Source organism: Nocardiopsis sp. iso_237 (assembly GCF_056173345.1).
In genome coordinates, this window is record NZ_CM149669.1 from 767155 (window position 1) to 793621 (window position 26467).

Genomic DNA, 26467 nt, shown 5'->3' on the forward strand with positions numbered 1-26467 from the left:
CGGAGCCACCGGCTCAGGGCTGCCCTGCTCCATGAGGGCGGGCCCCTGTCCAACCGCAGGAGAGGAGAGGCGTGAGCGTAACGCCAGACGTGGCACAGTCCGCGTCCGCCGGACGTCGGTTTCGTGCCTACACGACGAAACACCTTGACGAGCTCACGGCGAGAGCCGGTCTCGCGGCTGACGAGCAGCTCGCGGTCAAAGCGGTCGCGCACGTGCTGCCGTTCCGCGTCAACAGCTACGTCATCGACGAGCTGATCGACTGGGACGCCGCTCCCGACGATCCGATCTACCGCCTGGTCTTCCCGCAGGCCGACATGCTGCCCGCGGACGACGTCTCCAGGATCGCGGACCTCATCAGTTCCGGCGCTGGCCGCAAGGAGCTCAACGAGGCCGCCAACGGCGTCCGCGCCAAGCTGAACCCGCACCCCGCCGGGCAGATGGACCTCAACGTGCCCACCACGGGCAACGAGGAGCCCATCCCGGGTATCCAGCACAAGTACAAGGAGACGGTCCTCTTCTTCCCGAAGCAGGGCCAGACCTGTCACGCGTACTGCACCTACTGCTTCCGGTGGGCGCAGTTCGTCGGTGACGCCGACCTCAAGTTCGCGTCCGGCGAGATCGACCAGATGGTCGACTACGTGCGCTCGCACCCCGAGGTCACCAGCGTCCTGTTCACCGGCGGCGACCCGATGATCATGGGTGAGGGGGTCATCTCCCGCTACATCGAGCCGCTGCTGGAGATCGAGCACCTGGAGGCCATCCGGATCGGGACCAAGGCGCTGGCCTACTGGCCGCAGCGCTTCACGACCGACCCGGACGCGGACGACACGCTCCGCCTGTTCGAGAAGGTCGTGGCCTCGGGCAAGAACCTCGCGTTCATGGCCCACTTCTCGCACCCGAACGAGATGAAGTCCGAGCTCGTGCAGGAGGCCGTGCGCCGCATCCGCGCCACGGGGGCGGTCATCCGCACCCAGGCCCCGCTGATCCGCACGATCAACGACTCCTCGGCCACGTGGGAGGACATGTGGCGGACGCACCTGCGCCACGGCATGGTGCCCTACTACATGTTCGTCGAGCGTGACACCGGCCCGCAGGACTACTTCGCGGTGCCGCTGGCCGAGGCCTACGACATCTTCCGGGGCGCGTACCAGAAGGTCTCGGGCCTCGCCCGGACCGTGCGCGGCCCGTCGATGTCCGCGACCCCGGGCAAGGTCTGTGTGGACGGCGTGACGGAGATCATGGGAGAGAAGGTCTTCGTCCTGCACTTCATCCAGGCGCGCGACCCGGAGCTGGTCGGCCAGCCCTTCTTCGCCAAGTACGACGAGAAGGCCGCCTGGCTGTTCGACCTCAAGCCCGCCCTCGGAGCCACCCACTTCCCGTGGGAGAACGCCCCGGTCGGCGCCAACGGCCTGGTCGACCCGACCCGCCTCTAGGGAGTGTTTTTGAACGGGTCAGGTCGCGGAGCCAGATCCTGATCGAGGACACCTGCACGGTCACGTCGAAGTTCGCGGCCCGCTTGTCATAGCGGGTCGCGACCGCCGGTTCTGCTTGAGCAGGTTGATCGCCCGCTCCACGGTGTTGCGGTCGCGGTAGGCCACCCGGTCGAAGGCCGGGGGCCTGCCGCCCGCCGACCCTTGACGTCGGCGGTGCTCACGCTGGTCGCGGGGTTGGGCGATGGTCTCTGTGATTCCGCGGGCCTCGAGTGCTCCCGGTTGGCCCGGCTGGAGTAGGCCTTGTCTCCCAGGACCCGGTCCGGCCGGTACGCGGACGGCCACTGCTGCGGGGCAGCCGCAGAGCGCTCATCAAGGGCTCGTACATGGGGCTGTCCCCGCGCTGGCCCGGGGGCGTGGCCAGTACCAGGGGACGCCTGTGCTGATCGGCGAGCAGGTGGATCTTGGTGGTCAGTCCGCCCCCGGAGCGCCCCAGCGCTTCGACCCCGTCCGGTTCGTCCCGGGTCGTGTCCCCTTTTTCGCGGCCGCCCCTGCGGCGTGCTGGTGGGCCCGCACGGTGGTGGAGTCGACGCTCGCGATGAGCTCTTCGCCGCTGTTGGCGTCGATGCGAAGCCGGTCGGCGATCCTTTGCCAGGTGCCGTCCAGGGACCAGCGGCGGTGGCGTCCGGCGGCGGTTTCCCAGGGACCGTTGCGGTCGGGCCGGTCCCTCCAGGGGATCCCGGTGCGGGCGCGGAACAGGATCGCGTTGATGACCTTGAGGTGATCGGCCCACTTCTTTCCTTTGGGCGCATCGATGGGCAGGAGCGGAGCGGGCAGGGCCCACTCGGCATCGGTGAGCCTCATGGCGTCCGGGCGCGTTCACCCACCCCGCCAGGGCAGACCCCGCTCCGCTCCCACTGCCAATAGACAGGGCTAGTCGTCACTGGGCAGGAGCACTGTGGCGCCCGGATCTCGATGGTCTGCACAGGCATCCCTACTTCTTCCAGTTGTCCCACGTCGCTCGGTTGTCCCAGAGCCGTCGCCGACGTTGCCCCGATTGTCGACGGATCGCCCCGGCGCTTCGCGACGTGGTCACGGAACGACGAGTAGATGGCCACATCCGGTCATATTCTTTGATGGTTCAGGCTTGCGGGAATAATTATTCGAGCAAGCCCTCTGAAGGAGATGCCTGTGAAGTTCACGAAGATCAGCGGTGGTTGTGAGGACGACAACTGCCCGGCTGTATACGCGACAGGTCGGGAAACCTACCTCGTGCAGGGATACGTCATCGATGATCCGGACATCCTTGCCGAACTCGATCTCCCGTCCGGAGAGAGCGTGGTGGAGGTGCCCGTCAACGTGCTGAAGGGGATCCATGTCGACACTGAGTAACGAGGACTTCGACGGCTTCTTCGAGAAGGCCGCCAGGAGTGTGTTTCGGTTGGAGACCCTGCCCGTGTACAACCCGGAGTCGGAAGCCGACGCCCAACGGGCGTACCTCGCGGGTGAACCCTGTCCGAAGATCGGTGTCACCACCCCGTACATGCGCAAAGTGGCGGCGGATGTGAGCAGGGGGATCCGACGATTCCGCGTCCATGTCGTTCGCAGTCCTCTCACCGACTACCTGCGCCGCGAGATGGAGTGGGGCTACGTCTTCAACTCCCAGGCGGGGGAGGAGATCTTCATCCTCGACACCGCCGAGAAGGGACGCCCCGACGGTCTCGTCGACGAGGACTTCTGGTTCTTCGACGACACTCACGTGGTGCGCATGAACTACCGGGGCGATGGCGAGTACCTCGGCAAGGACCTGGTGGACGTGCCTGATCTGGAGCACTACCGAGCCCAGCGTGACCTGGCCATGGCAGGGGCCGTACCCTTCAACGAGTATTGGAGAGCACGACCGCAGTATCACCGGGGCTGATGGACACACCTGCATCGTTCGAACGTGACCGCGCGGAGCTGGCCGAAGAGATTCGGCGGCTTCGCGCGGCTTCCGGCATGTCCGGGGTGGTCGTCGCCGAGAGGCTCGGGTGGAGCCAGTCCAAGGTCTCCAAGGTCGAGACCGGCAGAGCCACCCCCTCCCTGGAAGACGTGTTGCTTCTCCTGGATCTCTATCGTGTGCCCCAGGAACTGCGGGGAGAGTTGGAGACCCGGGCCGGTGAGCTCAATGATCGTTATCGCTCCCTGCGGATGCTGCGTAAGCGAGGGCTTCACCGGGCCCAGGAGGACGTCGGCAGGAAAGCCCGTCGTACGACGCATACCCGGGTCTTCCAGCCCACGATGATTCCAGGACTACTACAGACCGCCGAATACGCGCGTGCGGTCTTCAGTCAGCCGCTGTCCATGGCGGGAACCGATGTCGCACGCGCGGTGAGCGCCCGGTTGGATCGTCAAGCGGTTCTCTTCGACAGCGAACGGCGCTTCGATTTCGTGGTCACCGAAGCGGCCCTGCGGTGGAGCATGGGCGGCTCGGCGACGATGGCCGCCCAAGCGGACCGGTTGGCCAACATCGCGACGCTGGCGAACGTGCGGCTCGGCGTGTTGCCGTGGAACGTACCCGTGCCGCAAGTCCCCATCAACGCCTTCACCATCCGTGACGAGTACGAGGTGTCCGTGGAGAGCTTCACCACGCACCGGTCGATCACGGAGCCGCGGGACATCGACTTCCACCTGAGGATTTTCCAGCTGTTCGCCGATGCCGCGATCTACGACGACGAGGCGCGCATCTTCCTCGCGGACCTGGTCCGCGAGCACGCCTGACGTTCGTCATCTGGTTCCCGTCCCGCCGGCCACGAGAGAACATCTAGCTATTCCTTGACCAAGGTAGTTTCCAGGAATAGTCTGATCGTGCTCGAAGGTAGCCCGTCCTCTCGGACTCTCAGGGAGTGAACATGCAGGAAGAAGAGGCGTACGAGCCCCCGGTGTTGATCGACCTCGGCGACGCTCGTGAGGTCATCCTCGGCAACGGGGCGCAGGACACGGCGGACCTCAACACCTCCCGCTACTACTGACCGAAACCGTGCCGCCCCACTCGTTGGGGCGGCACGCCCGTGGGGAGGCGATCCTGTGGCGGTGACGAGGTACCTGGTCGGTTCCAGCGCGCGCCGATCCGGCGCGACCCCGGGTACTCGGGTGCGACTACTCGGGGCGTGGCCCAAGCCCTTGATCCGACACACGGCCGCCCGTGGTCGCTCCGCCCTTCTCCTGGGCGAGTGCCTGGCGACCGACGAAGAGCTCCGAGAAGCCCTTTCCCGTGGCGGTTCCCTGTGTGAGGCGGCGGGCAGCACGGCCTCACTCAGTGGTTCCTACTGCGCGATCGTTTCCCAGGGCGGGCAGACGGCCCTTGCCACGGACCTGGCCGGACTCCACCGCCTGTGGTACCGGGAAGACTCGGAAGGCATCGAGTTCGCGTCCACACCGCTGGCACTCGTTCGCGGTTCCACCGCCGACCTGGATCCGGACGCTCTCGCTGCCCGGCTCTTCTGCCCGGACTTCCACACCGGCCTCCCGGGAGGCACCCTCTACGGACGAGTCAACGAGGTACCGCCGGATCGGGTACTGCTCCTGAACGAGGTGAACGTGTCCCTCGCTCCTCGAAGCCCGGCGTGGCACCGGGCATCGTTCCGGGAGGGGGCGGAGGCCCTCCGCGAGGCCTTGGAAACCGCTGTACGTGCACGGGTCAGCGGGGCGAACACGGTGACCGCGGACCTTTCCGGAGGGATGGACTCGTCCACGCTCGCGCTGTTGGCCGCACGCCACCGAGATGATCCACTACCGGCGCTGACCTACACGGACCCGTTCGCAGTCAATGACGATGACGCTGATTACGCGGCGCTGCTCGCCTCCAGAGCATCAGGGTTGGAACAGGTCATCGTGAAGGGGGACACAGCGTCCCTGCCCTTCACCGATATGGACGACGTTCCGCTCACCGATCATCCGAGTCTGGACACGGTGATCTCCGCCCGAGACCGTGTCCGCCTGCTGCCTGCGTCCGGAGCCACCCCGCACCTGGTCGGAGATGGCGGGGACGCGGTGCTGGGAGCCCCGCTCACCTACCTCACTGCCCTGACCCGCATCAGCGGTTTGCCCTGGTGGGTTCGTGAGACCCGCGGCTGGGCCAGGATGAGGCACCGGCCGGTACACCGGATCATGCGCTCCGCCTGGAGGGCCTCCCGCACGCCCTACGCCGAAGCGCTCACGGCCCTCGCCACACGGCTGGAGGCGCCTCCTTCGGGCGGCTTCCGGGGCAACGGCCCTCGGGTCGAACGCAATATCGCCTGGGCCCACCTCGGGCCGTCCGCGCAGTGGGGCACCTCGAAAGCCCGTGCCACCGTGGCGGAACGGCTCCGCCACGCTGCGGAAGGTGTGGACGACTCCCACGGGGTCGACGCGCACGCGCTGCGCGTGCTGCGTCGGCATGCCGCGGACACCCGGTTGTTCGCGGACATCGCCGCCCACTTGGGCGTGCGGGTGGCCGCGCCCTTCTTCGACAACCAGGTCGTGGCGGCCTGCCTGTCGGTACCCGCAGTGGAACGAGTCTCGGTCTTCCAGGCCAAGCCGCTGCTGAAGGCCGCGTTTGCCGAGTGTCTACCCGCCGAGCTGTATGAACGCCGGACCAAAGGTGACTACGGGGCATGCGAGTACCACGGGGTTCGCCGCAACGCCGTTCGGCTGCGCAGTCTGATCGACAACTCGCGCCTGGCGGATCTGGGCATCCTCCAACCTCATCTGATCAAGGCTGATCTGGAACGGGCCATCGGCGGCGGATACGCGCCGATGGCCGCAATCGCCGAAGTCGTGTCCGCCGAGGTGTGGTTGCGCGGGCTCGACCGTGCTCCGGCCCATCCTGCGGTGCGCTCCGTCGACCTGGAAGGAGAGCAATGACCGGATTCGGCTCCGCCCCCGGTGTCCGACAAGCGAGCACTGAAGACGGTGCGATGCTGCTGGACCTGTCTTCGAGCAGGTTCTTCGGACTGAACCCCACCGCTGCGGCGATATGGCGCTCCCTTAGCCAGGGCATGTCCCCGGAGGACACGGCGACACGGTTGGCCGAGGAACTGAGGGTCTCGGAAGACCGCCTGCTAGAGGACATCCGATCCCTTCGTGCCGCGTTGTGCGAGCGCGGCCTGCTGCGGGAGGAGAGCACTCCTTGAGTTCGCACATGGCCCTTCCCCCACCGTCCTCCGCGCTTCCACGACTGCGCTACCGCTGTGCCGGACTGTGCGGATTCGTCTTGGCCGTCCTCTTGCTGCGCCTGCCCCTCGAACGCAGCGTGGCGCTCGTCGGCACACTCCGGCGCCGGGCGGTGTGTTCGGCCACCGTTGGAGAAGCCGAGGCTCTCGTGGTGGCGGTTCGCCGCGCCGCGCGCTGGTTCCCCGGTCGTGCGGCCTGCTTGGAGAACTCCCTCGCGGCCGCGCTGGCCGCACTGTTGACACGGCGCTCTGTGGACTGGTGCATCGGGGCCCGTCTGATGCCCTACGCGGCGCATGCCTGGATCGAGGTGGAAGGGGCCCCCGTCGGTGAGCCCTCCGAACCCGACCGCCCCTACCTGTTGCTGCAACGGACATGACCACCACTGGTGAAGGGAATCGATGGACAAGACGAACGTGACCGCCGCTCTCGCGGCCGTCGACGAGGACCGCTACACGCTTCGGCCGGACGGGAACCTCGTCACGCAGAGCACGGCGGCCTCGGCCATCGCCGAGCTCCTGGAACGGCTGGAGGTGCGGGCCGGGATGCGAGTGCTGGAGATCGGTACCGGCTCGGGTTTCTCCAGCGCGCTGCTGAGCCAGCTCGTGGGACCGGCGGGTTCGGTGGTGTCGGTGGACGTGGTTGCGGAGCTCACCACCAGGGCACGTGACCTGCACTCATCCCAAAGGCGAACCAATGTCGCCGTCATCACTGGTGACGGCGCGCTGGGTGCTCCGGGGATGGGGGATTTCGATCGGGTCGTGGCCTGGACGACACCGAGCCTCCTTCCTCGGGCCTGGGTGGAGCAAGCGGCGCCGAACGCCGTGATCGTCACCCCCGTCGAACTGGCGCCGAGTGTGCGCAGCGCCGCGATCCTGCGCGCTCGTGTGGACCCCGAACTCGGACCGGAAGGTGTGGAGCTCTGCGCGGGGCGCTACGTGGAGATGCACGACGTGGAGCTGAAACAGTGGCTGGTCCCACCGCGTGGAGTCGACGCCCTGGTGCGCTCCGATGACGGCCTGGACCTGTGGATCTCCGCGCCCTGGGCGGGTCGGGACGGCGAAGCCGCACGTGGCCTGCTCAAGGTGTTGGCCGACGAGGGCACTGCGCGGGCCGGTGTGTTGGAAGCGGGGGAGTCGGCCGTGGACCTGACCGCCTACCTTTACGCCCGCCGCCCCGAGGAGATCAGCGTGTTGGGCTTGGGCGGCCATCTCTGGGGTGTGGGGTACGCGGACCCCGATGGTGCGGCGGTGTTCACGGCCGTGGACGCGGGCAGCGCCCTGCACGGCGGAGCTTCCGGGTCGCTGGAGTGTCTGAGCATGTGGGTCGAGGACTGGCGTCGGAAGGGTCGGCCCGGCTACCCCGACCTGAGCCCGGTGCTCACTCGCGAGGATGAGGGGTGGCGTGTGCGCGCCGAGCTCGTTGGAGACTGAGGGAAGCTCGTGGTCGAGGAGTCATCGCTGGCTCCGACACTCGCTGACGGGAGGGAGCTCCCGCTACGTGAGCGCGGTGCGGGCGCTTCCGGTCGATGTCGAACCCTGGACGCGCGACACCACCCGGTGGGCAGGGGACACCGACCACCACGTGGACTCGCTGCTCTGGCTTGTCGGTGACCGCTCACCGATCTAGCGGGAGCGGGGCCCGTTCGGACGGGCGCTGGAGAACAGCGGAGCCCGGCACCCTGGTGGGTGCCGGGCTCCGTCCGTGTCCGCGTCGTGGACGGAAGGAGGCCGCCGTGGGACGGGTGTGTCGACCACGGGGCCGACGACGCGGACACGGGTCCCGGGATGGTCTGTGGTGGGGGATGAGGGCCCCGGGCGCCGTGGTTCGGAAGGGTGCGGTGCGTTGGGTCCGGCACCGCTCGGGTCAGTCGAGGAGGGCGTCGAAGTCGCCGGTCTTGGCGCCCCGGACGAAGGCCCTGATCTCGGCTGGCGTGTACACCAGCGCGGGACCCTGGGGATCACGGGAGTTGCGTACGGCGATGTCACCGCCGGGCAGGGTCGCGACCTCCACGCAGTTGCCGTCCGGGTTGCTCCAACTGCTCTTGGTCCATGCGACCTCCAACCGGTCCGCGGGGACGCCGTTGTAGATCGGTTGCATCCTCAACCTCCTGGAAGTTCGGGGACTGGTGAGCGGGGTGTCCGCGGACGGCTCCGGCACGCCGTGACCGTCGGACCCGACCACCCGGGCACCGTCCGTCCTGTCCAGGGACGGGCGGTTTATTGGCGGGTGATCCCTTTGTCCCCATACGAGGCCAAAGCGTAGTCCATGCACGTGCATCGGTGATTGCATCCGTAATCAACCCCCGATCGGTGCGCGGCGATGGCATCGAAGGAACCGCATGTCAGGACTAACGTGCCGGAGGCGCAGAAGGTTCGGTGTTCCGGGATTGTTTCCCAGTCGTGGCCGAAGGCGGACACGAAAGCGACCCCGTGGGTACGCAGGGCGTTCACGGGGTCGCGGGGGGTGCGGGTCCGGGGCGCGGGGGATCGGCGGGGACGGGGCGGGCCGGTCGCGGTGGCTGTGCGCGGGCGGCGCCCGGCGGACCGGCCCGCCCTAACCCCCGTAGCGCTTGAGGAAGTCCTGGAGGAGGTCCGGGGTCTGGCCCGGGAGGGGAGCCTGGGTGGCCAGGTGGTCCATGGTCTGCGCGTAGCGGCTGGTGTCGTCGAACTTGTCGAAGTACAGGGCGCTGCTCAGCTGCTCCAGGTAGACCACGTCCGGCAGCTGCGGCGTGGGGAACCGCAGGATGCTGAACGGGCCGCCCGCGGCCGGGTGGCCGCCCATGGCGAACGTGGCGATCTGGATGGTGATGTTGGGGCGGCTGGCCATCTCCAACAGGTGCTCGACCTGCTCCCGCATGACCTCGGGGTCACCGAAGGGACGGTGCAGCACCGCCTCGTCGATGACCGCCCACAGGCGCGGCGGATCGCCCGCGGCGGACGTGAAACGCCGTTGCCGATGCATGCGCATGTTCACACGGCTGTTGACGTCCTCCTCGGAGGTGGCCGTGCGCGAGAGCCGGATCACCGCGCGGGCGTAGGCCTCGGTCTGGAGCAGTCCGGGCACGAACTGGACCTCGAAGGTACGGATGACCGACGCGGCCTCCTCCAGGCCCACGTAGACGCCGAACCACTGCGGCAGCACGTCGCCGTACTTGTGCCACCAACCCTGGGCGTTGGCGCTGGAGATCATCCCGACCAGCGCCTCGCGCTGCTCCGGCTCCCGCACTCCGTACAGTTTCAGCAGGTCGTCGACGTCGCGGTGCTTGAAGCTGACCTGGCCGAGCTCCATCCGGCTGATCTTGGCGTGGGACGCCCGGATGGCGTACCCGGCGTCCTCCCGGGAAATGCCCTTCTCCTGGCGCAAGCGCCGCAGCTGGGTGCCGAGCAGAATGCGCAGCACGGTGGGACCACCACTGGAATTGGCCAGGAAATCCTGTGTGACCTGGTGGTTCGGCGTTGGGTCTGCTACCACTTCGCCTCCCTATGGAGTGGTATTGGCGGGAGCGACCGCTCAGTATACCGATGTCGTTCTTCCGGGACAGGGGCGTCGAGCGCCGATTCGAACCCCAGTGAAGGGTACCGGCGAGAATCCCGGAAGACGGGCGGACGAATTCTTCGTGAGGGGGCCTACCGAAAGGGGGAGGGCTTCCTATAGTGTTGCCGAACGTTGCGCTGCACGTGCATCTGTGGTTTGCGTATGTAAGGAACACGTATGCCGGAGCAGAGCGCGGCGCAGGCCGGACGCGCGAACCGACATCATCCGTGAGGACCGTGATGAACACAGAGCTGGTGCCTTCGGAGCTGCACGCCGGGGCATCCTGGGGTCCGCACTCCCGGGTGCGCACGCCCGAGACGACCCGGGGCGGGTGGTGGGACCCGTCGCTCGGCCGACTGGGCATCGGGGAGAGCACCCGCGCCCCCGGTGGCGCTGCGGCCTGCTACGGCGCGGTACCGGACTCGGTCCGGTCGGCGCGGGAGTTCGGCGCCGACAACCTGTCCGCGTGGGGGCTCTCGCGGCTGGCCGAGGACCTCCGGCTCGTCATCTCCGAACTGGTCGGCAACGCGTGCCGTCACGCGGTCTCCGACGACCTCCCCGAGCACACCCGGGTCACCCTCCAGCTGCGGCCGTTCCCCCGGGACGGCGCCGTGGTCTGCATGGTCGCGGACCCCAACCCGCGCGGACCGGTCCGGGTCGAGGCGCACCATTTCGCCGAGTCGGGGCGCGGGCTCGGGCTGGTGGCCGCATTCAGTCGCGAATGGGGTTGGAATCCCGTGGACGGTCACGGAAAGATCGTCTGGGCGATTTGCGGTTCTGATCCGTTCTGACGGTCCGTCGATTTCCTCGGGAAACGGGCGGCGACCGCGTTCCGGGACAGCTGTGGAGTCCGCCGGTCCGAGTAGGCTGTCAAGGCATGTCGGCATTTGACCGACGGCGGCACAGACCCCACCGGCCCCGAACACGGGAGTAAGGCGTGGCCGTACTGGATCCGGACCAGGAGCGCTTCCGCTGCGACGGCATGTCCGTCGTTCACCTCAAGGGCGAGATCGACATCGCCACGGCCGAGGGCGTGTACGCCCGGCTGGCCTCCTCCGTGGTCGAGAACTGTACCGTCGTGGACCTCTCCGAGGTGGCCTTCATCGACGCCTCCGGGGTCAACGCCCTGGTCGGCGCCCTGCGGATCGCCGCCGGCTCCCAGCGCCACCTGCTGGTCGCGAGCCCGCCCCGCCAGCTGAGCCGTATCCTGGACGTCCTGGACCTGCACGGGGTGCTGCCCACCCACGCCGACGTCGTGGCGGCCCGGGCCAGCCACACGGCCCACGCCCTGCACTGACCACGAGAACGGGGCGCGCCGCCGGGGGAGGACCCCCGTGCGACGCGCCCCGCACGTGTCACGACCTACTCCACGGTCACGCTTTTGGCGAGGTTGCGGGGCTGGTCCACGTCGTTGCCCTTGGCCAGGGCGAGCTCGCACGCGAACACCTGCATGGGGATCGTCGCGACGATCGGCTGGAGCAGGGTCGGCACCGCCGGGATCTCGATGAGCGAGTCCGAGTACGGACGCACCGACTCGTCGCCCTCCTCGGCGATCACGATGGTGCGGGCGCCGCGGGCGCGCACCTCCTGGATGTTCGAGACGATCTTGTCGTGCAGCACGCTGCGCCCCTTGGGCGAGGGCACCACGACGACCACCGGCAGGCCGTCCTCGATGAGCGCGATCGAGCCGTGCTTGAGCTCACCGGCGGCGAACGCCTCGGCGTGCATGTACGCCAGCTCCTTGAGCTTGAGCGCGCCCTCCATCGCCACGGGGAAGCCCACGTGGCGGCCCAGGAACAGGACGGTCTTCTCGTCGGCCAGGGAGCGGGCCAGTTCACGGACCGGCTCCACCGAGTCCAGGACCCGCTCGATCTGCTCCGGCATGGTGGCCAGCTGCGCGATCACGGCGTTGATCTCGTCACCGAACTTCATCCCGCGCACCTGGGCCAGGTACAGGCCGATCAGGTAGCAGGCGGCCAGCTGGGTGAGGAAGGTCTTGGTGGCGGCCACCCCGACCTCCGGACCGGCGTGCGTGTACAGCACGCCGTCGGACTCACGCGGGATGGTGGAGCCGTTGACGTTGCAGATCGCCAGCACGCGGGCGCGCTGCTCGCGGGCGTAGCGGACCGCCATCAGGGTGTCCATGCTCTCGCCGGACTGCGAGATGGCGATGACCAGGGTCTGCTGGTCCAGGATCGGGTCGCGGTAGCGGAACTCGCTGGCGACCTCCACCTCGCAGGGGATCCGGCACCAGTGCTCGATCGCGTACTTGGCGATCAGGCCCGCGTGATAGGACGTGCCGCACGCGATGATGACGATCTTCTCGACCGACCGCAGCTCGGCGGGGGTCAGCCGCATCTCGTCCAGGGTGAGCTGGCCGTCGACCGAGACCCGGCCCAGGAGGGTGTCCGCGACAGCCTTGGGCTGCTCGACGATCTCCTTGAGCATGAAGTAGTCGTAGCCGTCCTTCTCCGCCGCCGAGGCGTCCCAGTCCACGTGGTACTCGCGCACGTCCACGGGGTTGCCCTCGTAGTCGGTGACGAGCACGGAGTCGGCGCGCAGCTCCACGACCTGGTCCTGGCCGAGCTCGACCGCCTCGCGGGTGTGGGCGATGAACGCCGCCACGTCGCTGGCCAGGAAGTTCTCGCCCTCGCCGCGACCGACGACGAGCGGGGAGTTGCGGCGCGCCGCGACGACCAGGTCGGGGTCGTCGGTGGAGACGGCCACCAGCGTGAAGGCGCCCTCCAGGCGCTTGCACACCTCGCGCATGGCCCCGGGCAGGTCACCGTCGCCGCGCCGCTCCAGCTCCTTGCTGAGCAGGTGGGAGGAGACCTCGGTGTCGGTCTCGGACAGGAACTTGCAGCCCTGCTCCTCCAGCTCGGCCCGGAGGGCGGCGAAGTTCTCGATGATGCCGTTGTGGACGACGGCCACCCGGTTGTCGTTGTCGACGTGGGGGTGGGCGTTCACGTCGTTGGGCGCACCGTGCGTGGCCCAACGGGTGTGACCGATCCCGGCGCCCTCACCGGAGACAGGGTGTTCCTCCAGGGCCTGGCGCAGGTTGGCGAGCTTGCCCGCCCGCTTCTCGGAGCGCAGGGTTCCCTCACCCAGCACAGCGACACCCGCGGAGTCATATCCGCGGTACTCCAACCTCGCGAGGCCGTTCACGACGACCTCAAGCGCCGGTTGCGGCCCGACGTAGCCAACGATTCCGCACATGGGCGCCAGCGTAGGCCAAAAGATGTCCGGAATCGACCAACCAGTGGTACATACCAATAGTCATTTTCCCAGGTGGCGGTATAGACCATTTGGTGTATCCGAGGTGGACCACGCAGGTGGGAGGGTAGGGGAGGGCGCCGAGTGGAACCGGTTCCTCCCCGACGAACCCACCCAAAAAACCTCGCGTGTCGCCCGCGTGTACGTGTGGTGTCCCGCACGTTCCCGTCCCGCGTCGGACAATCGGGGGACCGGCTGCCCGGAGTGGGGGAGCGCCTCGTCTAAGGTGGTCAACCGTGTCTCACGCGACGAAGAACGGCATCTCCTCGCCGTACGTGGAACTGGACCGAGCGGCCTGGGCCGCACTCCGGGCCTCCACGCCCCTGTCCCTGACCGAGGCCGACCTCAGCGACCTGCGAGGTACCAACGACCCCACCTCCCTCGACGAGGTCCGCGACATCTACCTGCCGCTCTCCCGTCTGCTCAACCTCTACGTGGGCGCGACGCAGCAGCGGCACGCCGCGGTGCGCGCCTTCCTCGGGGAGTCGGACCGGCCGTCGCCGTTCATCATCGGCGTGGCGGGCAGCGTCGCCGTGGGCAAGTCCACCACGGCGCGCCTGCTGCGCTCCCTGCTCGCCCAGTGGCCCAACCACCCCGACGTCGAGCTCGTCAGCACGGACAACTTCCTCCACCCGAACTCGGTCCTCCAGTCGCGCGGGCTCATGCGCCGCAAGGGGTTCCCGGAGAGCTACGACCGGCGCGCGCTGGTCCGGTTCGTGTCGGAGATGAAGGCCGGAGCCGACCGCCTCGACATCCCCGTCTACTCCCACCTGCACTACGACGTCGTGCCCGGTGAGCGCCAGACCGTGCACCGCCCCGACATCCTCATCGTCGAGGGCATCAACGTGCTCCAGCCCGCGACCGCGGGACGGCTGGCGGTCGCTGACTTCTTCGACTACTCCATCTACGTCGACGCCAAGGTGGACAACGTCCGCAGCTGGTACCTGGAACGGTTCCGGGAGCTGAGGCGCACCGCCTTCTCCGACCCCCGCTCCTACTTCCACCACATGGCCACCACCATCGAGGAGGCCCAGGCGCTGGAGTTCGCCGCCAACACCTGGGAGACCATCAACGAGGTCAACCTCGTGGAGAACATCCGCCCGACCCGGGGGCGGGCCACCCTCGTGCTGTTCAAGGGCGACGACCACCGCGTCAGCCGGGTGCGCCTGCGCAAGACCTGAGCGCGTTCCGCGTCTCCCCGGCCGTCTGCGCGGTCGGGGAGGCCGACGCGCGTTCGGCGGCGGGGGCGGGGCCACATGCGGCCACAGGGGTCTCGACGACACCCGGGCCCTCCGCACCGAGTCGGGGCGGGGTCCTCGGGGCGCGGGGGTCCTCGCGGGGTCGCGTGCGCGTCGACGCCCGAGGTGCGGCGGCCCGCCGGACAATCCGGCTAACGGCCCCGTGCTCCCCGCCTCATGGCTACCGTGACCCTATGGCCACTCCTAACGAGTACGTCCCCACCCCCACCGAGGTCGTCGCGTCATGGATCCCGCATGACGCTCGCTGGGACAAACAGGCCCGCGCCGCCGCCCGCAGAGGCGTCACCGACCTGCGGCAGTACGTGGTCGGACTGGTCTCCGACTACCGCGACGGCGGTGTCGAGCTCACCGACGAGTACGACCGGCGGACCATCGACGCCGTCATCGAGGACGTGGAGATCGGCGGCGGTCTCGGCCGTGTGCGCTGGGACAGCGTCCAGGACGCGATGCTCACCCCGGACCGCTCCGGCGTCTGGTAGCTGTAGGCTCACAGGTTCGGCATCACCGACCCCCCGGGTCGTGGTGCGCGCTCATGGATCGGAACGAACCGGGCCCTTGCGGCGACCGGGGCGGGACCGCGCGCACGCGTGAGGTCGCGTCCTGTCCCGCCGAACCACGAGGTCCCCATGACCACGAACGATCCCTCAGCCGTGCCCGCCGACCCCGAGATCATCGCCGAACGGCGGGCGCTCAGCGACGCCCGCGCCGCTCTGCGCGGCATGCGCGAGACGGTCGACGCCACCGAGCTCCTGTTCGGAGACGCCGCCAAGGACAAGGTCACCGACGCCGCCCTGCGGCGCGGTCGCGAACGCCGCCTGGCCGCCCTGGCCGACGTCCCCGGCGCCCCCCTGTACTTCGGGCGGATGGACTTCGAGCCCGGCACCGTCTTCCTCGACGACACCCCCTCCGAACACCCCGACCGCGTCCACATCGGCCGCCGCCACGTCCATGACGGCCGGGGCCGCCCCGTGGTCCTGGACTGGCGCGCGCCGATCAGCGTCGCCTACTACCAGGCCTCTCCCAGCGACCGGATGGACGTGCGGGTCCGTCGGCGCTACGGGTTCGGCACCCTGACCGGCGAGGACGGTGAACCCGAGTCGGTCCTCACCGCGTTCGAGGACGAGGACCTCATGATCGGCCCGGACGCCCCCGAGGCCGCTCTGGGCGGCGAGCTCCTCAACTCCGAGATCGAGCGCCCCCGCACCGGTCCCATGCGCGACATCGTCGCCACCATCCAGCCGGAACAGGACGTCCTGGTCCGGGCCCCGTTGGAGACCACCCTGTGCGTCCAGGGTGCTCCCGGCACCGGCAAGACCGCCGTGGGCCTGCACCGCATCGCCTTCCTCCTGTACAGCGAACGCGAGCGCCTCTCCCGCTACGGTGTGGCGATCATCGGCCCCAACCGCTCGTTCCTCTCGTACATCCGGGACGTGCTCCCGGCCCTGGGCGAGGTGGACGTCCACCAGACCACCGTCAACGAGCTGCTCACCCGGGACCTGCCGGAGCGCCTGCGGCCCGCCCGGGGGTGGGTCCGCCGGACGGAGACCCCCGAGGCCGCGCGCACCAAGGGCTCCGCCGCCATGGCCGAGGTGCTCCGCCGCGACCTGTGGGCGCACCTGCGGACTCCGGAGGAGACCGTGATGGTCCGCCAGGGTTCGCGCCGCTGGCGGCTGTACCCGGAGGACCTGCGCCCGCTGCTGGACGAACTCGCGGAGCGCGGCGTGGCCTACGGGTCCGGCCGCGAGCTCCTGTCCCACCGCATGGCGCACGCCGTCCTCACCCTGATGGAGGCCGAGGGCCAGGTCTGCGACGACCGCACCCACACCCGGGTGCGCCGGGACCCGGCGGTGCGCGCCGCCGTCACCGCCCTGTGGCCCAAGGTGGACCCGCTCAGGATGGTGCTGGGGCTGCTCACCGACCCCGAGCGCCTGGCCCGCGCGGCGGAGGGCCTGCTCACGGCCGAGGAGCAGCGGGCCCTGCTCCTGCCGGGGAGCCCGCGCGGCCCGAAGTCGGCGCTCTGGTCGGAGGAGGACCTGGCCCTGGTGGACGAGGCCACGGCGCTGATCGAACGCGTCCCGGGGCTGGGGCACGTGGTCGTGGACGAGGCCCAGGACCTGAGCCCCATGCAGTGCCGGGCGATCGGCCGCCGGGCGGGGGCGGGTTCGCTCACGGTGCTCGGGGACATCGCGCAGGGCACCAGCCCCTCGGCGGCACGCAACTGGACGACGCTGCTGGAACACCTCGGCAAGCCCACCGGTCACCTCCACGCCCTGAACCGGGGGTACCGCGTGCCGGCGCAGATCATCGACTTCGCCGCGCGGCTCCTGCCCTCCATCGCCCCGGGGCTGGGCGCGCCGGTCGCGGTCCGGCGCTCCCCGGGCGCCCTCAGGCTGGTCCCGGCCGCCGAGGGCATCGCCCCGGCGCTGGCGGACTCCTGCCGGAGCGCGCTCCGGGGCGAGGGGTCGGTGGGCCTGATCGCCGCCGACCACCAGCTGCCGGAGCTGTGCGTGGCCCTGGCCGCCGAGGGGGTGGACGCCCCCCTCCTGGGTGATGCCGGGATGGACGGCGCCCGTCTGGTGGCGGTCCCGGCCAGCCTGGCCAAGGGCCTGGAGTTCGACACGGTGGTGGTGGCCGAACCCGCCGCGATCGTCGAGGCGGAGGAGCGCGGTGTGAACCGCCTGTACGTGGTCCTGACCCGTGCGGTGAGCTCCCTGCACGTGGTGCACACCCGCCCGCTCCCCGACCCCCTCGCCTGAACCCTTCGGAAGGTGTGTGCAACCCCGGGGCCGGTTCCGTCGTCGGATCTGGTGCGGACGGACGCGCGAAGGGGGAACAGCATGAGGGGTGTCGTCCTCGACGAACTGCGGGAACCGGTCGGGACCGGCGACGGGGCGTTCGACCGGCGGGTGCGGCGGGCCGTCGAACGCGGCTCCGCCGACGAGCTCGGGGCGCTGCACGCGGAGGCGGAGGAACGGTTCGGGGCCGACCACCCCGATGCCCTGACCCTGCGTGTGCACATGGCGCTGTGCCAGGAGCGGGAGGACGACCCGGCCGGGGCGGCGATCGCCCTCAGCGGCGCGGCCGGTCAGCTCTCGGACAGCGCCGGGCCCCTGCACCCGCACATGCTCGCCCTGCACGCGGAGATCGCGCGCCTGTGGGGCGAGTCCGACCTCACCGACCTGGCCGCCGACAGCTACGGCCGTCTGGCGGAGACGGTCGGGCAGGCGAGGGGAGCCGACGACCCGGGCGCGCTGGCCGCCTACGAACGCTTCGCCTGGTGGACGGGGAAGACCGACCGGGCCGCCGCGACCGTGGCGGCCTACGCCGAACTCCTCATCCGCCGGCGCCGGGCGCTCGGGCCCAACCACGAGGACGTCCTGGAGACCCGGGCGGAGCTGATCCGCTGGCACGCACGGGCGGGGGATCCGACCGGCGCCGCCCGGGCCTGCGCGGACCAGGTCGCCGCCCGGGAGCGGGTGCACGGACCGGGACACCCCGACACCCTGGCCGCCCGGGTCCAGCTCGTGCGCTGGCGGGCCGAGGCGGGCGACCACGAAGGGGCGGCCGGGGCCTGTGCGGACCTGCTCGCGGCGCGGGAGGCGGTCCAGCCCGCGCACCACAGGGAGGTCCTCAACACCCGGCGCCTGCTCGCCCACCACCGGACCGGGGCCGGTGACCTGCTCGCCGCCGAGCGCGACTACCGGGAGCTCCTCCCCGACCTGGAGCGCCACCTCCCGGCGGACCACCGCCTCACCCTGCTGGCCCGGGTCGGCCGGGCCCGTCTGCTGTTCCTGCTGGCGGAGACGGAGGCCGCGGGCGCCGAGGTGGAGGGGCTGACCGGTGACCTGGAGCGGATCCTGGGAGCCGAGCACGAGGCCACCGCGGAGGCCCGCTTCCTGGTGGCCGCCGCCCGGGTCACCACCGGTGACCTGGACGGAGCCCTCGCGGAGGCCGAGGCGCTGCTTCCCGTCCTGCGGCGGCTGCACGGGGACGACCACCCCGCGACCCTCTTCGCCCGGGCGCTCGTCCTGGAGGCCCGGGGCGACTCCGAGGCGGTCGGCGTGCACAGGGAACTGCGGGAGCGCTGGGAACGGGAGCTGGGCCCGCTCCACCCGAACGTGCTCCTGGTGCGGCTGCGCCTGGCCGCCGAGGGCGACCTCCAGGGGGAGGAGGGGCAGCGGCGGATCACCGCGCTGTTCGACGACTTCCGCCGGGCGCTGGGCCCCGACCACGGGCTGACCGTGATGTTCCGGGCCCTCGTCATCACCCTGCGCTCGGACGAGGCCACCGCCCTGGCGCGGCTGGCGGAACTCCACCGCGAGTGTGAGCGTGACCTGGGGCCGGACGCTCCCGGCACCCGGGCCGCGCTGGAGGCCTACACCGAGTGGCTCGGGTACGCGTGCGGGGGAGAGGAGCGCCGTTCCGCGTGAGAGACGCAGAGGGCGGGCGCGCCCCGGAGCCCCGGGAACCGGATCCGCGCGGACCCGGACCCCGGACGCCCGAACCGCGACGGCCCGGCCCCGGGGTTCCGCAGCCCCGCAGGCCGCGCCCCGACAGCCACCGGTCAGTTGGTCGGGTGCCCGGTGTCGTTGAGCTTGCGCGCGCGCTTCCACTGCCCCGGCACGGCACCGGCCGCCAGCAGCCACAGGGCCACGGTCAGCAGGTGGGCGCGCTCGGCCAGGCCCAGGGCGACCCCGGGCGAACCGTCCCCCGAGGAGGCGTACACCAGCGCGGCCAGGACGAGGACCACCGCGGCGGCCACCGCCTGGGCCAGCGTGATGAGCGCGAGGACCACCCAGGCGCGCTCCCCGGCCCGCCTGCGGTCCCAGGTCAGCGCCGCCGAGGCCAGCAGCGCGGCCAGGGTGGCGACCACGGCCAGCACGGGTTGGACGACCGTCGCCCCCCGGACCCCTTCCACCAGCGACTCCACCGTGCACGCGGCGTCCGTGGACACCACGCAGCGGCCGGGCAGCAGGGAGGCCGCAAGCGAGGCCGCGCCGAACACGGCCATCGACCACCAGGAGAACGTCAGCCAGCGGCGCGGGCGCCGGGCGCCCAGGGCCAGACCCAGCCCGGCCGCGAGGATCACCAGGATCGCGGCGGTCCGGTGCGCGCTGTCGAGGAACTGTCCGAGCGTGGAGTGGGGATCCGCGAGGGCCCCGGCGGGTGTGCCCGGTCCGGCGGGGAGGACGACCTCGACGGTCCACAGGCTGTAGACGATGGAGGCGACCACGGCGGCGACACGCCCGTCCCGGTGGTCCCAGTGCAGTGTCGCGGTGTTCGAGTAAGGCATCGCGCCCCCAGTGTCCGCAGCTGACTCGTGTATGACTCTCGGACGCACCAGGGCGTCCGCACGTTCCGTCGTCGCGGGGACACGGGCCGTTCTGGGACCCTACGTCAGCCAACTCGCGGCGGCACTGTTATCCACGGGTGCGTGTTCGAGCGGCATCATCGTGGAACACCACGGGACACCGGCCGGTAGGTCCGGAGCCGCGGGGGTATCGACGACCTACGGAAGGGCGCACGTGATGAACGGCGCAGCCACGACACGATGGGTGATCGTGGGGGTGGACGGCACCGACTCCAGCAGGCACGCCCTGGAGTGGTCCGCGCACCAGGCCTCGCTCCGCGGTCTCGGGGTGCGGATCGTCGCCGCGGCGAACCCGCTGGCCACCGAGGACCTCGGAGTCTGGGGCGGTACGGGGGAACACACCGAGGACGGGCCGGGCGCGGGTGCCCGACGTCTGCTCGACCACGCCGGGGACTGGGCGTCCCGGCTGTTCCCCGAGCTCGCCGTGCAGACCCGCGTCTCCTTCTCGCGACCGGCGGAGGCGCTGCTCACGGAGACGGCCGACCCCGGGGCGGTGGCCGTGGTGGTGGGCTCGCGCGGGCTCAGCGGGATCGCCGCCGCCTTCGTGGGGTCGGTCGGCATCGAACTCGCGGCCCGCTCCCCGGTCCCGGTGATCGTGCTGCCCCGCGACCACGCGTCCGCGCACGGGGTCCGCAGCCGGGTGATCGTGGGGGTGGACGGCTCCGAACCCAGCCGCCACGCCCTGGAGTTCGCCTTCTCCCAGGCGGAGTTCGCCGACACCGATCTGGTCGCGGTGAGCGCCTGGCAGCCGCTGGTGGCCTTCGCGGCGGCCACCGGGCCGATCCCGCCCGAGCTGTTCGACGACGCCACGGCCGCGGAGGCGGCCCGGCACGCCCTGGACGAGGAGCTCACCGACCTGCGGCTGCTGCGCCCCGAGGTCCGCGTCCAGACGCGGGTGGTGCGCGCGCACCCGGTGGTCGCGCTCCTGGAGGAGGCCACCCCGGCGGATCTCGTCGTGGTGGGCTCGCGCGGGCGCGGCGGTTTCCGCGGGCTCCTGCTGGGTTCGGTGAGCCACTCGGTCCTGCACGGGGCCCGGGGGCCGGTCGCGATCGTCCGCTGATCCCGCCAGAGGTCTATTCCGGGGATTCGCGTCCCGCGTCCGTTGTGTGACGAACAGCACCGTGTGTCGCCTCGGGTCGCGGTCCTGCCCGCAGAACAGGGGAAAGCGGCTCCGAGCAGTGCCGGAGCGCGCCCCGCGCGGACACGTCGCGGCACGTACCTGAACCACCCGAATCCCCTGCTGTGCAGTGGAATCAGCCCCGTCGCGCCTACGCGTATAGACCATTGGCCTAGTCCAATTGGTCAGCTTCGGCACTCGTCGTTCATGATTCGAGGGATCTCGTAAGTGCGATGAGGAGCCGTTGTGACTGCTGACGTGGGTACTGATGTGGGCGCCGCCCCGACCAAGAACGAGGAACTCGCCTCCTGGGTTCGTGAGGTCGCGGAGCTCACCCAGCCGGACGAGGTCGTCTGGTGTGACGGCTCCGAGGAGGAGTGGACCCGCCTGACCGACCAGCTGGTCGAGCAGGGCACCTTCACCCGCCTCAACTCCGAGAAGCGCCCGAACAGCTTCTACTGCAAGTCGGACCCGACGGACGTCGCCCGGGTCGAGGACCGCACCTTCATCTGCTCCGAGCGTGCGGAGGACGCCGGTCCCACCAACAACTGGATCGCCCCCGACGAGATGCGCGCCACCTTCGGCGAGGTCTTCAAGGGCTCCATGCGCGGCCGCACCATGTACGTCGTGCCCTTCTGCATGGGCCCGCTGGGCGGGGACATCTCCCAGCTCGGCGTCGAGATCACCGACTCCGCCTACGTCGTCGTCTCCATGCGCATCATGGCCCGCATGGGCTCCGCCGCCCTGCGCCTGATCGAGGAGCGCGGCGAGTTCGTCAAGGCCGTCCACTCCGTCGGCGCCCCCCTGGAGCCCGGCCAGCAGGACGTCGCCTGGCCCTGCAACTCCACCAAGTACATCTCGCACTTCCCGGAGACCCGCGAGATCTGGTCCTACGGCTCCGGCTACGGCGGCAACGCCCTGCTCGGCAAGAAGTGCTACGCGCTGCGCATCGCCTCGGTGATGGCCCGCGACGAGGGCTGGCTGGCCGAGCACATGCTCATCCTCAAGGTGACCTCGCCCGCCGGGAAGTCCCACTACGTCGCCGCCGCCTTCCCGAGCGCCTGCGGCAAGACCAACCTGGCCATGCTCCAGCCGACCATCCCCGGCTGGAAGGTCGAGACCGTCGGCGACGACATCGCCTGGATGCGCTTCGGCGCCGACGGCCAGCTGCGCGCCATCAACCCCGAGGCCGGCTTCTTCGGCGTCGCTCCCGGCACGGGCGCCAAGACCAACGCCAACGCGGTGGAGACCCTCTGGGGCAACAGCATCTTCACCAACGTCGCGCTCACCGAGGACGGCGACGTGTGGTGGGAGGGCCTGACCGAGGAGGCCCCGGCCAACCTCACCGACTGGAAGGGCCGTCCGTGGACGCCCGAGTCCGGTGAGCCCGCCGCCCACCCGAACTCCCGTTTCACCACCCCGGCCGGGCAGGCTCCGACCATCGCGGACGAGTGGGAGGACCCCGCGGGCGTCCCGATCTCCGCGATCCTCTTCGGTGGCCGCCGCGCCAGCGCGGTGCCGCTGGTGTCGGAGTCCTTCAGCTGGCAGCACGGCGTGTACCTGGGTGCCAACGTCTCCTCCGAGAAGACCGCGGCCCAGGAGGGCTCCGTCGGTGAGCTGCGCCGCGACCCGTTCGCGATGCTGCCCTTCTGCGGCTACAACATGGGCGACTACTTCGCCCACTGGGTGAAGATCGGCAAGCAGGCCGACGCGTCCAAGCTGCCGAAGATCTTCTACGTCAACTGGTTCAAGAAGAACGCCGACGGCAAGATCGTGTGGCCGGGCTTCGGTGAGAACAGCCGCGTCATCAAGTGGGTCGTGGACCGCCTTGAGGGCGAGGCCGCCGCCGTCGAGACCCCGATCGGCTACCTGCCGACCGCCGACGGCATCGACACCGAGGGCCTGGACATCTCCGCCGAGGACATGGAGTTCGTCCTCGACGTCGACACCGACGTCTGGAAGCAGGAGGCCGCCCTGGTTCCCGAGTTCTTCAAGACCTTCGGTGACGACCTGCCCGCCGAGCTCTGGGACGAGTACCACGCGCTGCTGAGCCGTCTGGAGAAGTAGCGCCCTCCCGGCCGGTCCCCCTTCCGCGCGAACGGCCGGTCACCTCCCGAGAGGGGCGCGGGCACCACGGTGCCCGCGCCCCTCTTCGTCGTGTCCGGGCAGGTCATGACATAGGGGACAGATGCCGACAGGGCGTGGGCACGGCCCGGTGACGCTTTGTGTTTTTCCCGCTACCGGCGCGGCGCCGCGTGTTAAGGATGGTCCGTCCTCTGTCGAGAACCCCCCGGGAGCCTCCTTGCCCACGCTGTTCGTCGCCCTCGCCGTCCTGGTCGCCATGGTCGGAGGCGCCGCCCTGGTCGCCTGGCGGTTCCGGCTCTCCGGATCCTTCGCGGAGGGTGCGGTGGGTGTGGTCATCGCTCCCTGTGTGCTGTCCCTGTACCTCGTGGCGGCGGCGATGGCCGTGGTCATCGGCTGGGAGGACTACAAGTCGGCCGAGGACGACCTGATCTCCGAGGCCGGGGCGGCCCAGGCCCTGTACTGGAGCAGCACCGCGTTCCCCGGGGAGGAGGGCGAGGCCGTGCGCGGCCATCTGCGCACCTACCTGGAGACGGTGGTGGAGGATGACTGGCCGCTCATGGAGACCAAGGGGGAGCTCAGCCCCGGCGGTGACGACGATCTCGCCCTGCTGGCGGCGTCGGTGCGCGGCCTGTCGGTGTCCGACACCGGGGACGGGCTGGACCGCCTGACCGCCCGCCAGGAGGTGACCAAGCTCAGCGACGCGCGCAGCCAGCGCGCCGACGCGGCGGGGGACCAGATCCCGGCGGCCCTGTTGGCGGTGTCGGCCCTGACGGCCGTGGTCATCGCGGTGCTGCCGTTCGCCATGATCCGGAAGGGTTCCGGGGTGGCCTTCTTCTGGGCGGCGGTGAACCTGGTGTTCGTGTTCGGCACGATCGCGCTGCTGCTGTTCATGGGGAACCCGTACAACGGGGTTCTGGCCAACGACGCGGGCTCGATGGAGGAGGCCCTGGCGGGCTTCGACCGGTCCGACTCCACGCTGGAGCTCCCGTAGCCGACGCGGCCCGTCCCGCCGGGGTCATCCGGCGGGACGGGCCGCGTGTCACTCGGCGGAGAGGGTCGCCACGGCGCGGCCCCCGACGACCGAGGCGCCCGCCGCGACGATCGCGACGACCACCATCGTGCGCAGCGGGGTGAACGCCGAGGACGACGGCGACGCGACGGGCGGGCCCGCGTCCACCAGGAGCGCCTGGGCGGGCGGCGAGGACTCGGCGGGCGGTTCGGAGGCCGGGGCCTCCGGGGGTGCCTCGGCCGGGGCGGGTGCGGTGGGCTCCGCCTCGGGCTCCGGTTCGGGTGGGACGGGCGCGGTCGGTTCGGGCAGGGCCGGGGCCGCCTCGGGCACGGTCCGCTCGTGCGGCGGGGCGGGCTCCTCCACGGGAGGCGGCGCGGGCGGTGGGACCGGTGGGGCGGGTGGAGCTGGCGGGGGCTGGGGGCACGACGGAGCCTGACCCGTGTGGACGACCACGCGGACCCCGTTGGCGCACACCAGGACGTGCGATCCGGGCCGGACGTCGACGTGGGCGTCCGGGGTGTCCACCTGGGTGCCCGTGGGGCCGACGTCCACCTGGGACGTGCCGTCGTCGACGCGCACCCCCGACGGGCCGACACTGACGGAGGGGTCGGCCCGTTCGGCGAAGGCCGGGGCGGGGCCGCAGGCGAGCACGAGCGCGCCCGCCATCAGGGTGAGGAGCGACCAGGCCCGCCGGTGGGTGCCGGGGGCCGTCCTTCTCCGTGCGTGCCGGTGCCGGGGTGGTGACGGGGGTGGGGGCGGCGGCGAGAGGTTCCGTGACCGCCCGTGGCGTGGTCTGTTCACACGGTGATGCTACGGGGTGCGCCGGTTCCCCAGGGTGGAACCCGCAACCGCGCATGCTGACGCGGCCCAGGCCCTTCGTGCCTCCCACATCAGGAAGCTGGTGGCAGTATCAATAGTGATACTCCCACTGCATGGGCAGCGTTGAGAAGATCCTCGTACGTATGCGGGATCAGCCGAAGTCAGTCCGCTTCACGGACCGCGCGAAGCTGTACGAGCACTACTTCGGTGCACACGGCAGAGTGGGACCTCGCGACGGGTGTACAGGATGCCCTGGTCGGGGGACCCGCGGGTGAATATTCAGAACGACCACGGCGCGGCGAAGGCCCATCAGGTGAGACAGGTTCTCGCCGCGATCGAGAGATGGGAGGGGAACGGTGAACAGATTCGAGCACTACGCCTACCGTGTCCAATGGTCGGCCGAGGACGAGTCCTATGTCGGGGCCGTCGCCGAGTTCCCGTCCCTGTCCTGGGTCGCGCCGGAGAGCTCGGAAGCCTTCGCGGGCATCCGTCGGCTGGCTGCCGACACGGTCGAGGACATGATCTCTTCGGGTGCGAGTCCGCCGTTGCCGATCGGGGAACGGAACTACTCCGGAAAGTTCCAGGTCCGGGTCCCTCCGGAACTGCACCGCCAGCTCGTGATCGAGGCCGCGGAGCAGAACGTCTCACTCAATCGGTTGGCCGCCATGAGACTCGCGACGCGAGGCTGAACCTCGGGTGCGGGCGTTACGGTGCCCGCACCCGCTTCGTGTGGCCGCCCGGCACCTAGCGGCAGCTGATGAACTTGTTGACGAAGGTCTTGTTCTGCTCGTCCACCGCCATGCGGCCCTGGACGTTGCCGATGGGGGAGAGGTTGGCCGTGAAGCTCCGCGTCTGGCCCGCGCTGATGCTGAGGGTGGGGCCGTTGCGGGTGAGGCTGCCGAGCTGCGCGATGGAGAACTTGATGGTCAGCCGGGATCCGGTCGTCTTCTTGTAGGTGACCGTCGCGCTGTCGCACCCGGTGGTGCGCGTGGTCAGCGTGCCGTGTGTGATGGGGAGCGACTCGGTGGCCCGGGCGCCCACGCGGTCGGGGTCCTCCACGGTCGGGGCGTACTCGGGGTTCTCCTCCAGGAAGGCCTCCAGGCTCTCCACGTCCGCGCCGACCTCGAAGACGCCCTCGTCGGTGATGATGACCTCCTGGCTCTCCGTGCGTACCTGTCCCATCTCGGCGCTGGCGGTGCCGGGGACGAGCAGGACGGTGGCCGTGACCAGGGCGGTCAGCGCGGTGAACCGGGACGTCTTCTTCTGGCGGGGGGAAGCGTGGGGCACTTTGTCCTCCGGTGGTGGGTTCGCGCGGGGGTGCTGTGAACCTACCAACCGCCGACTCGGCGGACCAAGGCCTTTCGGCCCCGGGGCCAT

At 70.3% G+C, this 26467-nt stretch carries 26 protein-coding genes and 1 pseudogene; 20 read left to right on the forward strand and 7 right to left on the reverse strand.

The features are described from left to right. The first annotated feature begins 89 nt into the window (after window positions 1-89). Window positions 90-1433 (forward strand): KamA family radical SAM protein, encoded by a 1344-nt coding sequence (locus AC0VYM_RS03595; protein WP_475462919.1) that lies wholly within the window; start codon window positions 90-92, stop codon window positions 1431-1433. A gap of 25 nt (window positions 1434-1458) precedes the next feature. Here the strand turns inward: AC0VYM_RS03595 and AC0VYM_RS03600 are convergent. Beyond that, window positions 1459-2294: pseudogene (locus tag AC0VYM_RS03600) on the reverse strand (IS5 family transposase); the annotation flags it as partial. Window positions 2295-2621: 327 nt separating this feature from the next. Here AC0VYM_RS03600 and AC0VYM_RS03605 point away from each other — a divergent pair. From AC0VYM_RS03605 to AC0VYM_RS03645, 9 genes are all read left to right on the forward strand, one after another. Beyond that, complete coding sequence (locus AC0VYM_RS03605; protein ID WP_475458906.1) at window positions 2622-2822, forward strand: hypothetical protein; 201 nt, start codon at window positions 2622-2624, stop codon at window positions 2820-2822. Beyond that, window positions 2806-3351, forward strand: coding sequence for a DUF6879 family protein (locus AC0VYM_RS03610; protein ID WP_475458908.1), 546 nt, complete (start codon window positions 2806-2808; stop codon window positions 3349-3351). Before AC0VYM_RS03605 ends, AC0VYM_RS03610 begins: the two co-directional genes overlap by 17 nt. Beyond that, window positions 3351-4190 (forward strand): helix-turn-helix domain-containing protein, encoded by an 840-nt coding sequence (locus AC0VYM_RS03615; protein ID WP_475458911.1) that lies wholly within the window; start codon window positions 3351-3353, stop codon window positions 4188-4190. The genes AC0VYM_RS03610 and AC0VYM_RS03615 overlap by 1 nt, the downstream gene beginning before the upstream one ends. 131 nt (window positions 4191-4321) lie before the next feature. After that, entirely contained in the window at window positions 4322-4441 is a 120-nt protein-coding gene (locus AC0VYM_RS03620; RefSeq protein ID WP_475458913.1) for a lasso RiPP family leader peptide-containing protein, read from the forward strand. A gap of 121 nt (window positions 4442-4562) precedes the next feature. Next, on the forward strand, window positions 4563-6314 hold the full coding sequence (locus tag AC0VYM_RS03625) for an albusnodin/ikarugamycin family macrolactam cyclase (protein ID WP_475458916.1): 1752 nt from the start codon (window positions 4563-4565) through the stop codon (window positions 6312-6314). 53 nt (window positions 6315-6367) lie between these two features. Continuing rightward, window positions 6368-6583, forward strand: coding sequence for a PqqD family protein (locus AC0VYM_RS03630; RefSeq protein ID WP_475462920.1), 216 nt, complete (start codon window positions 6368-6370; stop codon window positions 6581-6583). After that, window positions 6580-6999 carry a lasso peptide biosynthesis B2 protein gene (locus AC0VYM_RS03635; RefSeq protein WP_475458918.1) on the forward strand — a complete coding sequence of 140 codons (420 nt, stop codon included), beginning with the start codon at window positions 6580-6582 and terminating at the stop codon, window positions 6997-6999. Before AC0VYM_RS03630 ends, AC0VYM_RS03635 begins: the two co-directional genes overlap by 4 nt. Window positions 7000-7021: 22 nt before the next feature. After that, window positions 7022-8053 (forward strand): methyltransferase domain-containing protein, encoded by a 1032-nt coding sequence (locus AC0VYM_RS03640; RefSeq protein WP_475458921.1) that lies wholly within the window; start codon window positions 7022-7024, stop codon window positions 8051-8053. 67 nt (window positions 8054-8120) lie between these two features. Then, window positions 8121-8249, forward strand: a complete 129-nt coding sequence (locus tag AC0VYM_RS03645; protein WP_475458924.1) for a hypothetical protein — start codon at window positions 8121-8123, stop codon at window positions 8247-8249. 237 nt (window positions 8250-8486) lie between these two features. Here AC0VYM_RS03645 and AC0VYM_RS03650 read toward each other — a convergent pair whose 3' ends face one another. After that, complete coding sequence (locus AC0VYM_RS03650; RefSeq protein ID WP_475458926.1) at window positions 8487-8720, reverse strand: DUF397 domain-containing protein; 234 nt, start codon at window positions 8718-8720, stop codon at window positions 8487-8489. Between the two features lie 456 nt (window positions 8721-9176). Continuing rightward, window positions 9177-10022 carry a helix-turn-helix domain-containing protein gene (locus tag AC0VYM_RS03655; RefSeq protein WP_475458928.1) on the reverse strand — a complete coding sequence of 282 codons (846 nt, stop codon included), beginning with the start codon at window positions 10020-10022 and terminating at the stop codon, window positions 9177-9179. Between the two features lie 374 nt (window positions 10023-10396). On the opposite strand from AC0VYM_RS03655, the gene AC0VYM_RS03660 reads away from it, so the two are divergent. Both AC0VYM_RS03660 and AC0VYM_RS03665 read left to right on the forward strand, forming a co-directional pair. Further along, window positions 10397-10948 carry an ATP-binding protein gene (locus AC0VYM_RS03660; RefSeq protein WP_475458931.1) on the forward strand — a complete coding sequence of 184 codons (552 nt, stop codon included), beginning with the start codon at window positions 10397-10399 and terminating at the stop codon, window positions 10946-10948. Between the two features lie 146 nt (window positions 10949-11094). After that, a complete protein-coding gene (locus AC0VYM_RS03665; protein ID WP_475458933.1) occupies window positions 11095-11454 on the forward strand; it encodes an STAS domain-containing protein in 360 nt (119 codons plus the stop codon). A gap of 65 nt (window positions 11455-11519) precedes the next feature. Here AC0VYM_RS03665 and glmS read toward each other — a convergent pair whose 3' ends face one another. Beyond that, window positions 11520-13373, reverse strand: coding sequence for a glutamine--fructose-6-phosphate transaminase (isomerizing) (gene glmS / locus AC0VYM_RS03670; protein WP_475458935.1), 1854 nt, complete (start codon window positions 13371-13373; stop codon window positions 11520-11522). Window positions 13374-13705: 332 nt separating this feature from the next. On the opposite strand from glmS, the gene coaA reads away from it, so the two are divergent. From coaA to AC0VYM_RS03690, 4 genes are all read left to right on the forward strand, one after another. Continuing rightward, window positions 13706-14611, forward strand: coding sequence for a type I pantothenate kinase (coaA, locus tag AC0VYM_RS03675; RefSeq protein WP_475462921.1), 906 nt, complete (start codon window positions 13706-13708; stop codon window positions 14609-14611). 251 nt (window positions 14612-14862) lie between these two features. Further along, on the forward strand, window positions 14863-15168 hold the full coding sequence (locus AC0VYM_RS03680; RefSeq protein ID WP_475458938.1) for a hypothetical protein: 306 nt from the start codon (window positions 14863-14865) through the stop codon (window positions 15166-15168). 147 nt (window positions 15169-15315) lie between these two features. Next, on the forward strand, window positions 15316-17445 hold the full coding sequence (locus AC0VYM_RS03685; protein ID WP_475458940.1) for a HelD family protein: 2130 nt from the start codon (window positions 15316-15318) through the stop codon (window positions 17443-17445). Window positions 17446-17526: 81 nt separating this feature from the next. Then, window positions 17527-19119 carry a tetratricopeptide repeat protein gene (locus AC0VYM_RS03690; RefSeq protein WP_475458942.1) on the forward strand — a complete coding sequence of 531 codons (1593 nt, stop codon included), beginning with the start codon at window positions 17527-17529 and terminating at the stop codon, window positions 19117-19119. 134 nt (window positions 19120-19253) lie between these two features. Here the strand turns inward: AC0VYM_RS03690 and AC0VYM_RS03695 are convergent, their stop codons facing one another. After that, entirely contained in the window at window positions 19254-19982 is a 729-nt protein-coding gene (locus AC0VYM_RS03695) for a DUF998 domain-containing protein (protein WP_475458945.1), read from the reverse strand. 235 nt (window positions 19983-20217) lie between these two features. On the opposite strand from AC0VYM_RS03695, the gene AC0VYM_RS03700 reads away from it, so the two are divergent. The 3 genes from AC0VYM_RS03700 (at window position 20218) to AC0VYM_RS03710 (ending at window position 24253) form a co-directional block, all read left to right on the forward strand. Then, window positions 20218-21120, forward strand: a complete 903-nt coding sequence (locus tag AC0VYM_RS03700; protein ID WP_475458947.1) for a universal stress protein — start codon at window positions 20218-20220, stop codon at window positions 21118-21120. Between the two features lie 315 nt (window positions 21121-21435). Further along, a complete protein-coding gene (locus AC0VYM_RS03705; RefSeq protein ID WP_475462922.1) occupies window positions 21436-23244 on the forward strand; it encodes a phosphoenolpyruvate carboxykinase (GTP) in 1809 nt (602 codons plus the stop codon). A 235-nt stretch (window positions 23245-23479) separates the two neighbouring features. Continuing rightward, window positions 23480-24253: a bestrophin-like domain gene (locus AC0VYM_RS03710; protein WP_475458950.1), complete on the forward strand. Its 774-nt coding sequence runs from the start codon at window positions 23480-23482 to the stop codon at window positions 24251-24253. Between the two features lie 48 nt (window positions 24254-24301). On the opposite strand, the gene AC0VYM_RS03715 is transcribed toward AC0VYM_RS03710, so the two are convergent. Next, window positions 24302-24937 (reverse strand): hypothetical protein, encoded by a 636-nt coding sequence (locus tag AC0VYM_RS03715; RefSeq protein ID WP_475458952.1) that lies wholly within the window; start codon window positions 24935-24937, stop codon window positions 24302-24304. Between the two features lie 509 nt (window positions 24938-25446). Here AC0VYM_RS03715 and AC0VYM_RS03720 point away from each other — a divergent pair. Further along, window positions 25447-25779, forward strand: a complete 333-nt coding sequence (locus AC0VYM_RS03720) for a type II toxin-antitoxin system HicB family antitoxin (protein ID WP_475458955.1) — start codon at window positions 25447-25449, stop codon at window positions 25777-25779. A 55-nt stretch (window positions 25780-25834) separates the two neighbouring features. Here the strand turns inward: AC0VYM_RS03720 and AC0VYM_RS03725 are convergent, their stop codons facing one another. Further along, window positions 25835-26377 carry a hypothetical protein gene (locus tag AC0VYM_RS03725; RefSeq protein ID WP_475458957.1) on the reverse strand — a complete coding sequence of 181 codons (543 nt, stop codon included), beginning with the start codon at window positions 26375-26377 and terminating at the stop codon, window positions 25835-25837. Window positions 26378-26467: the final 90 nt, after the last annotated feature.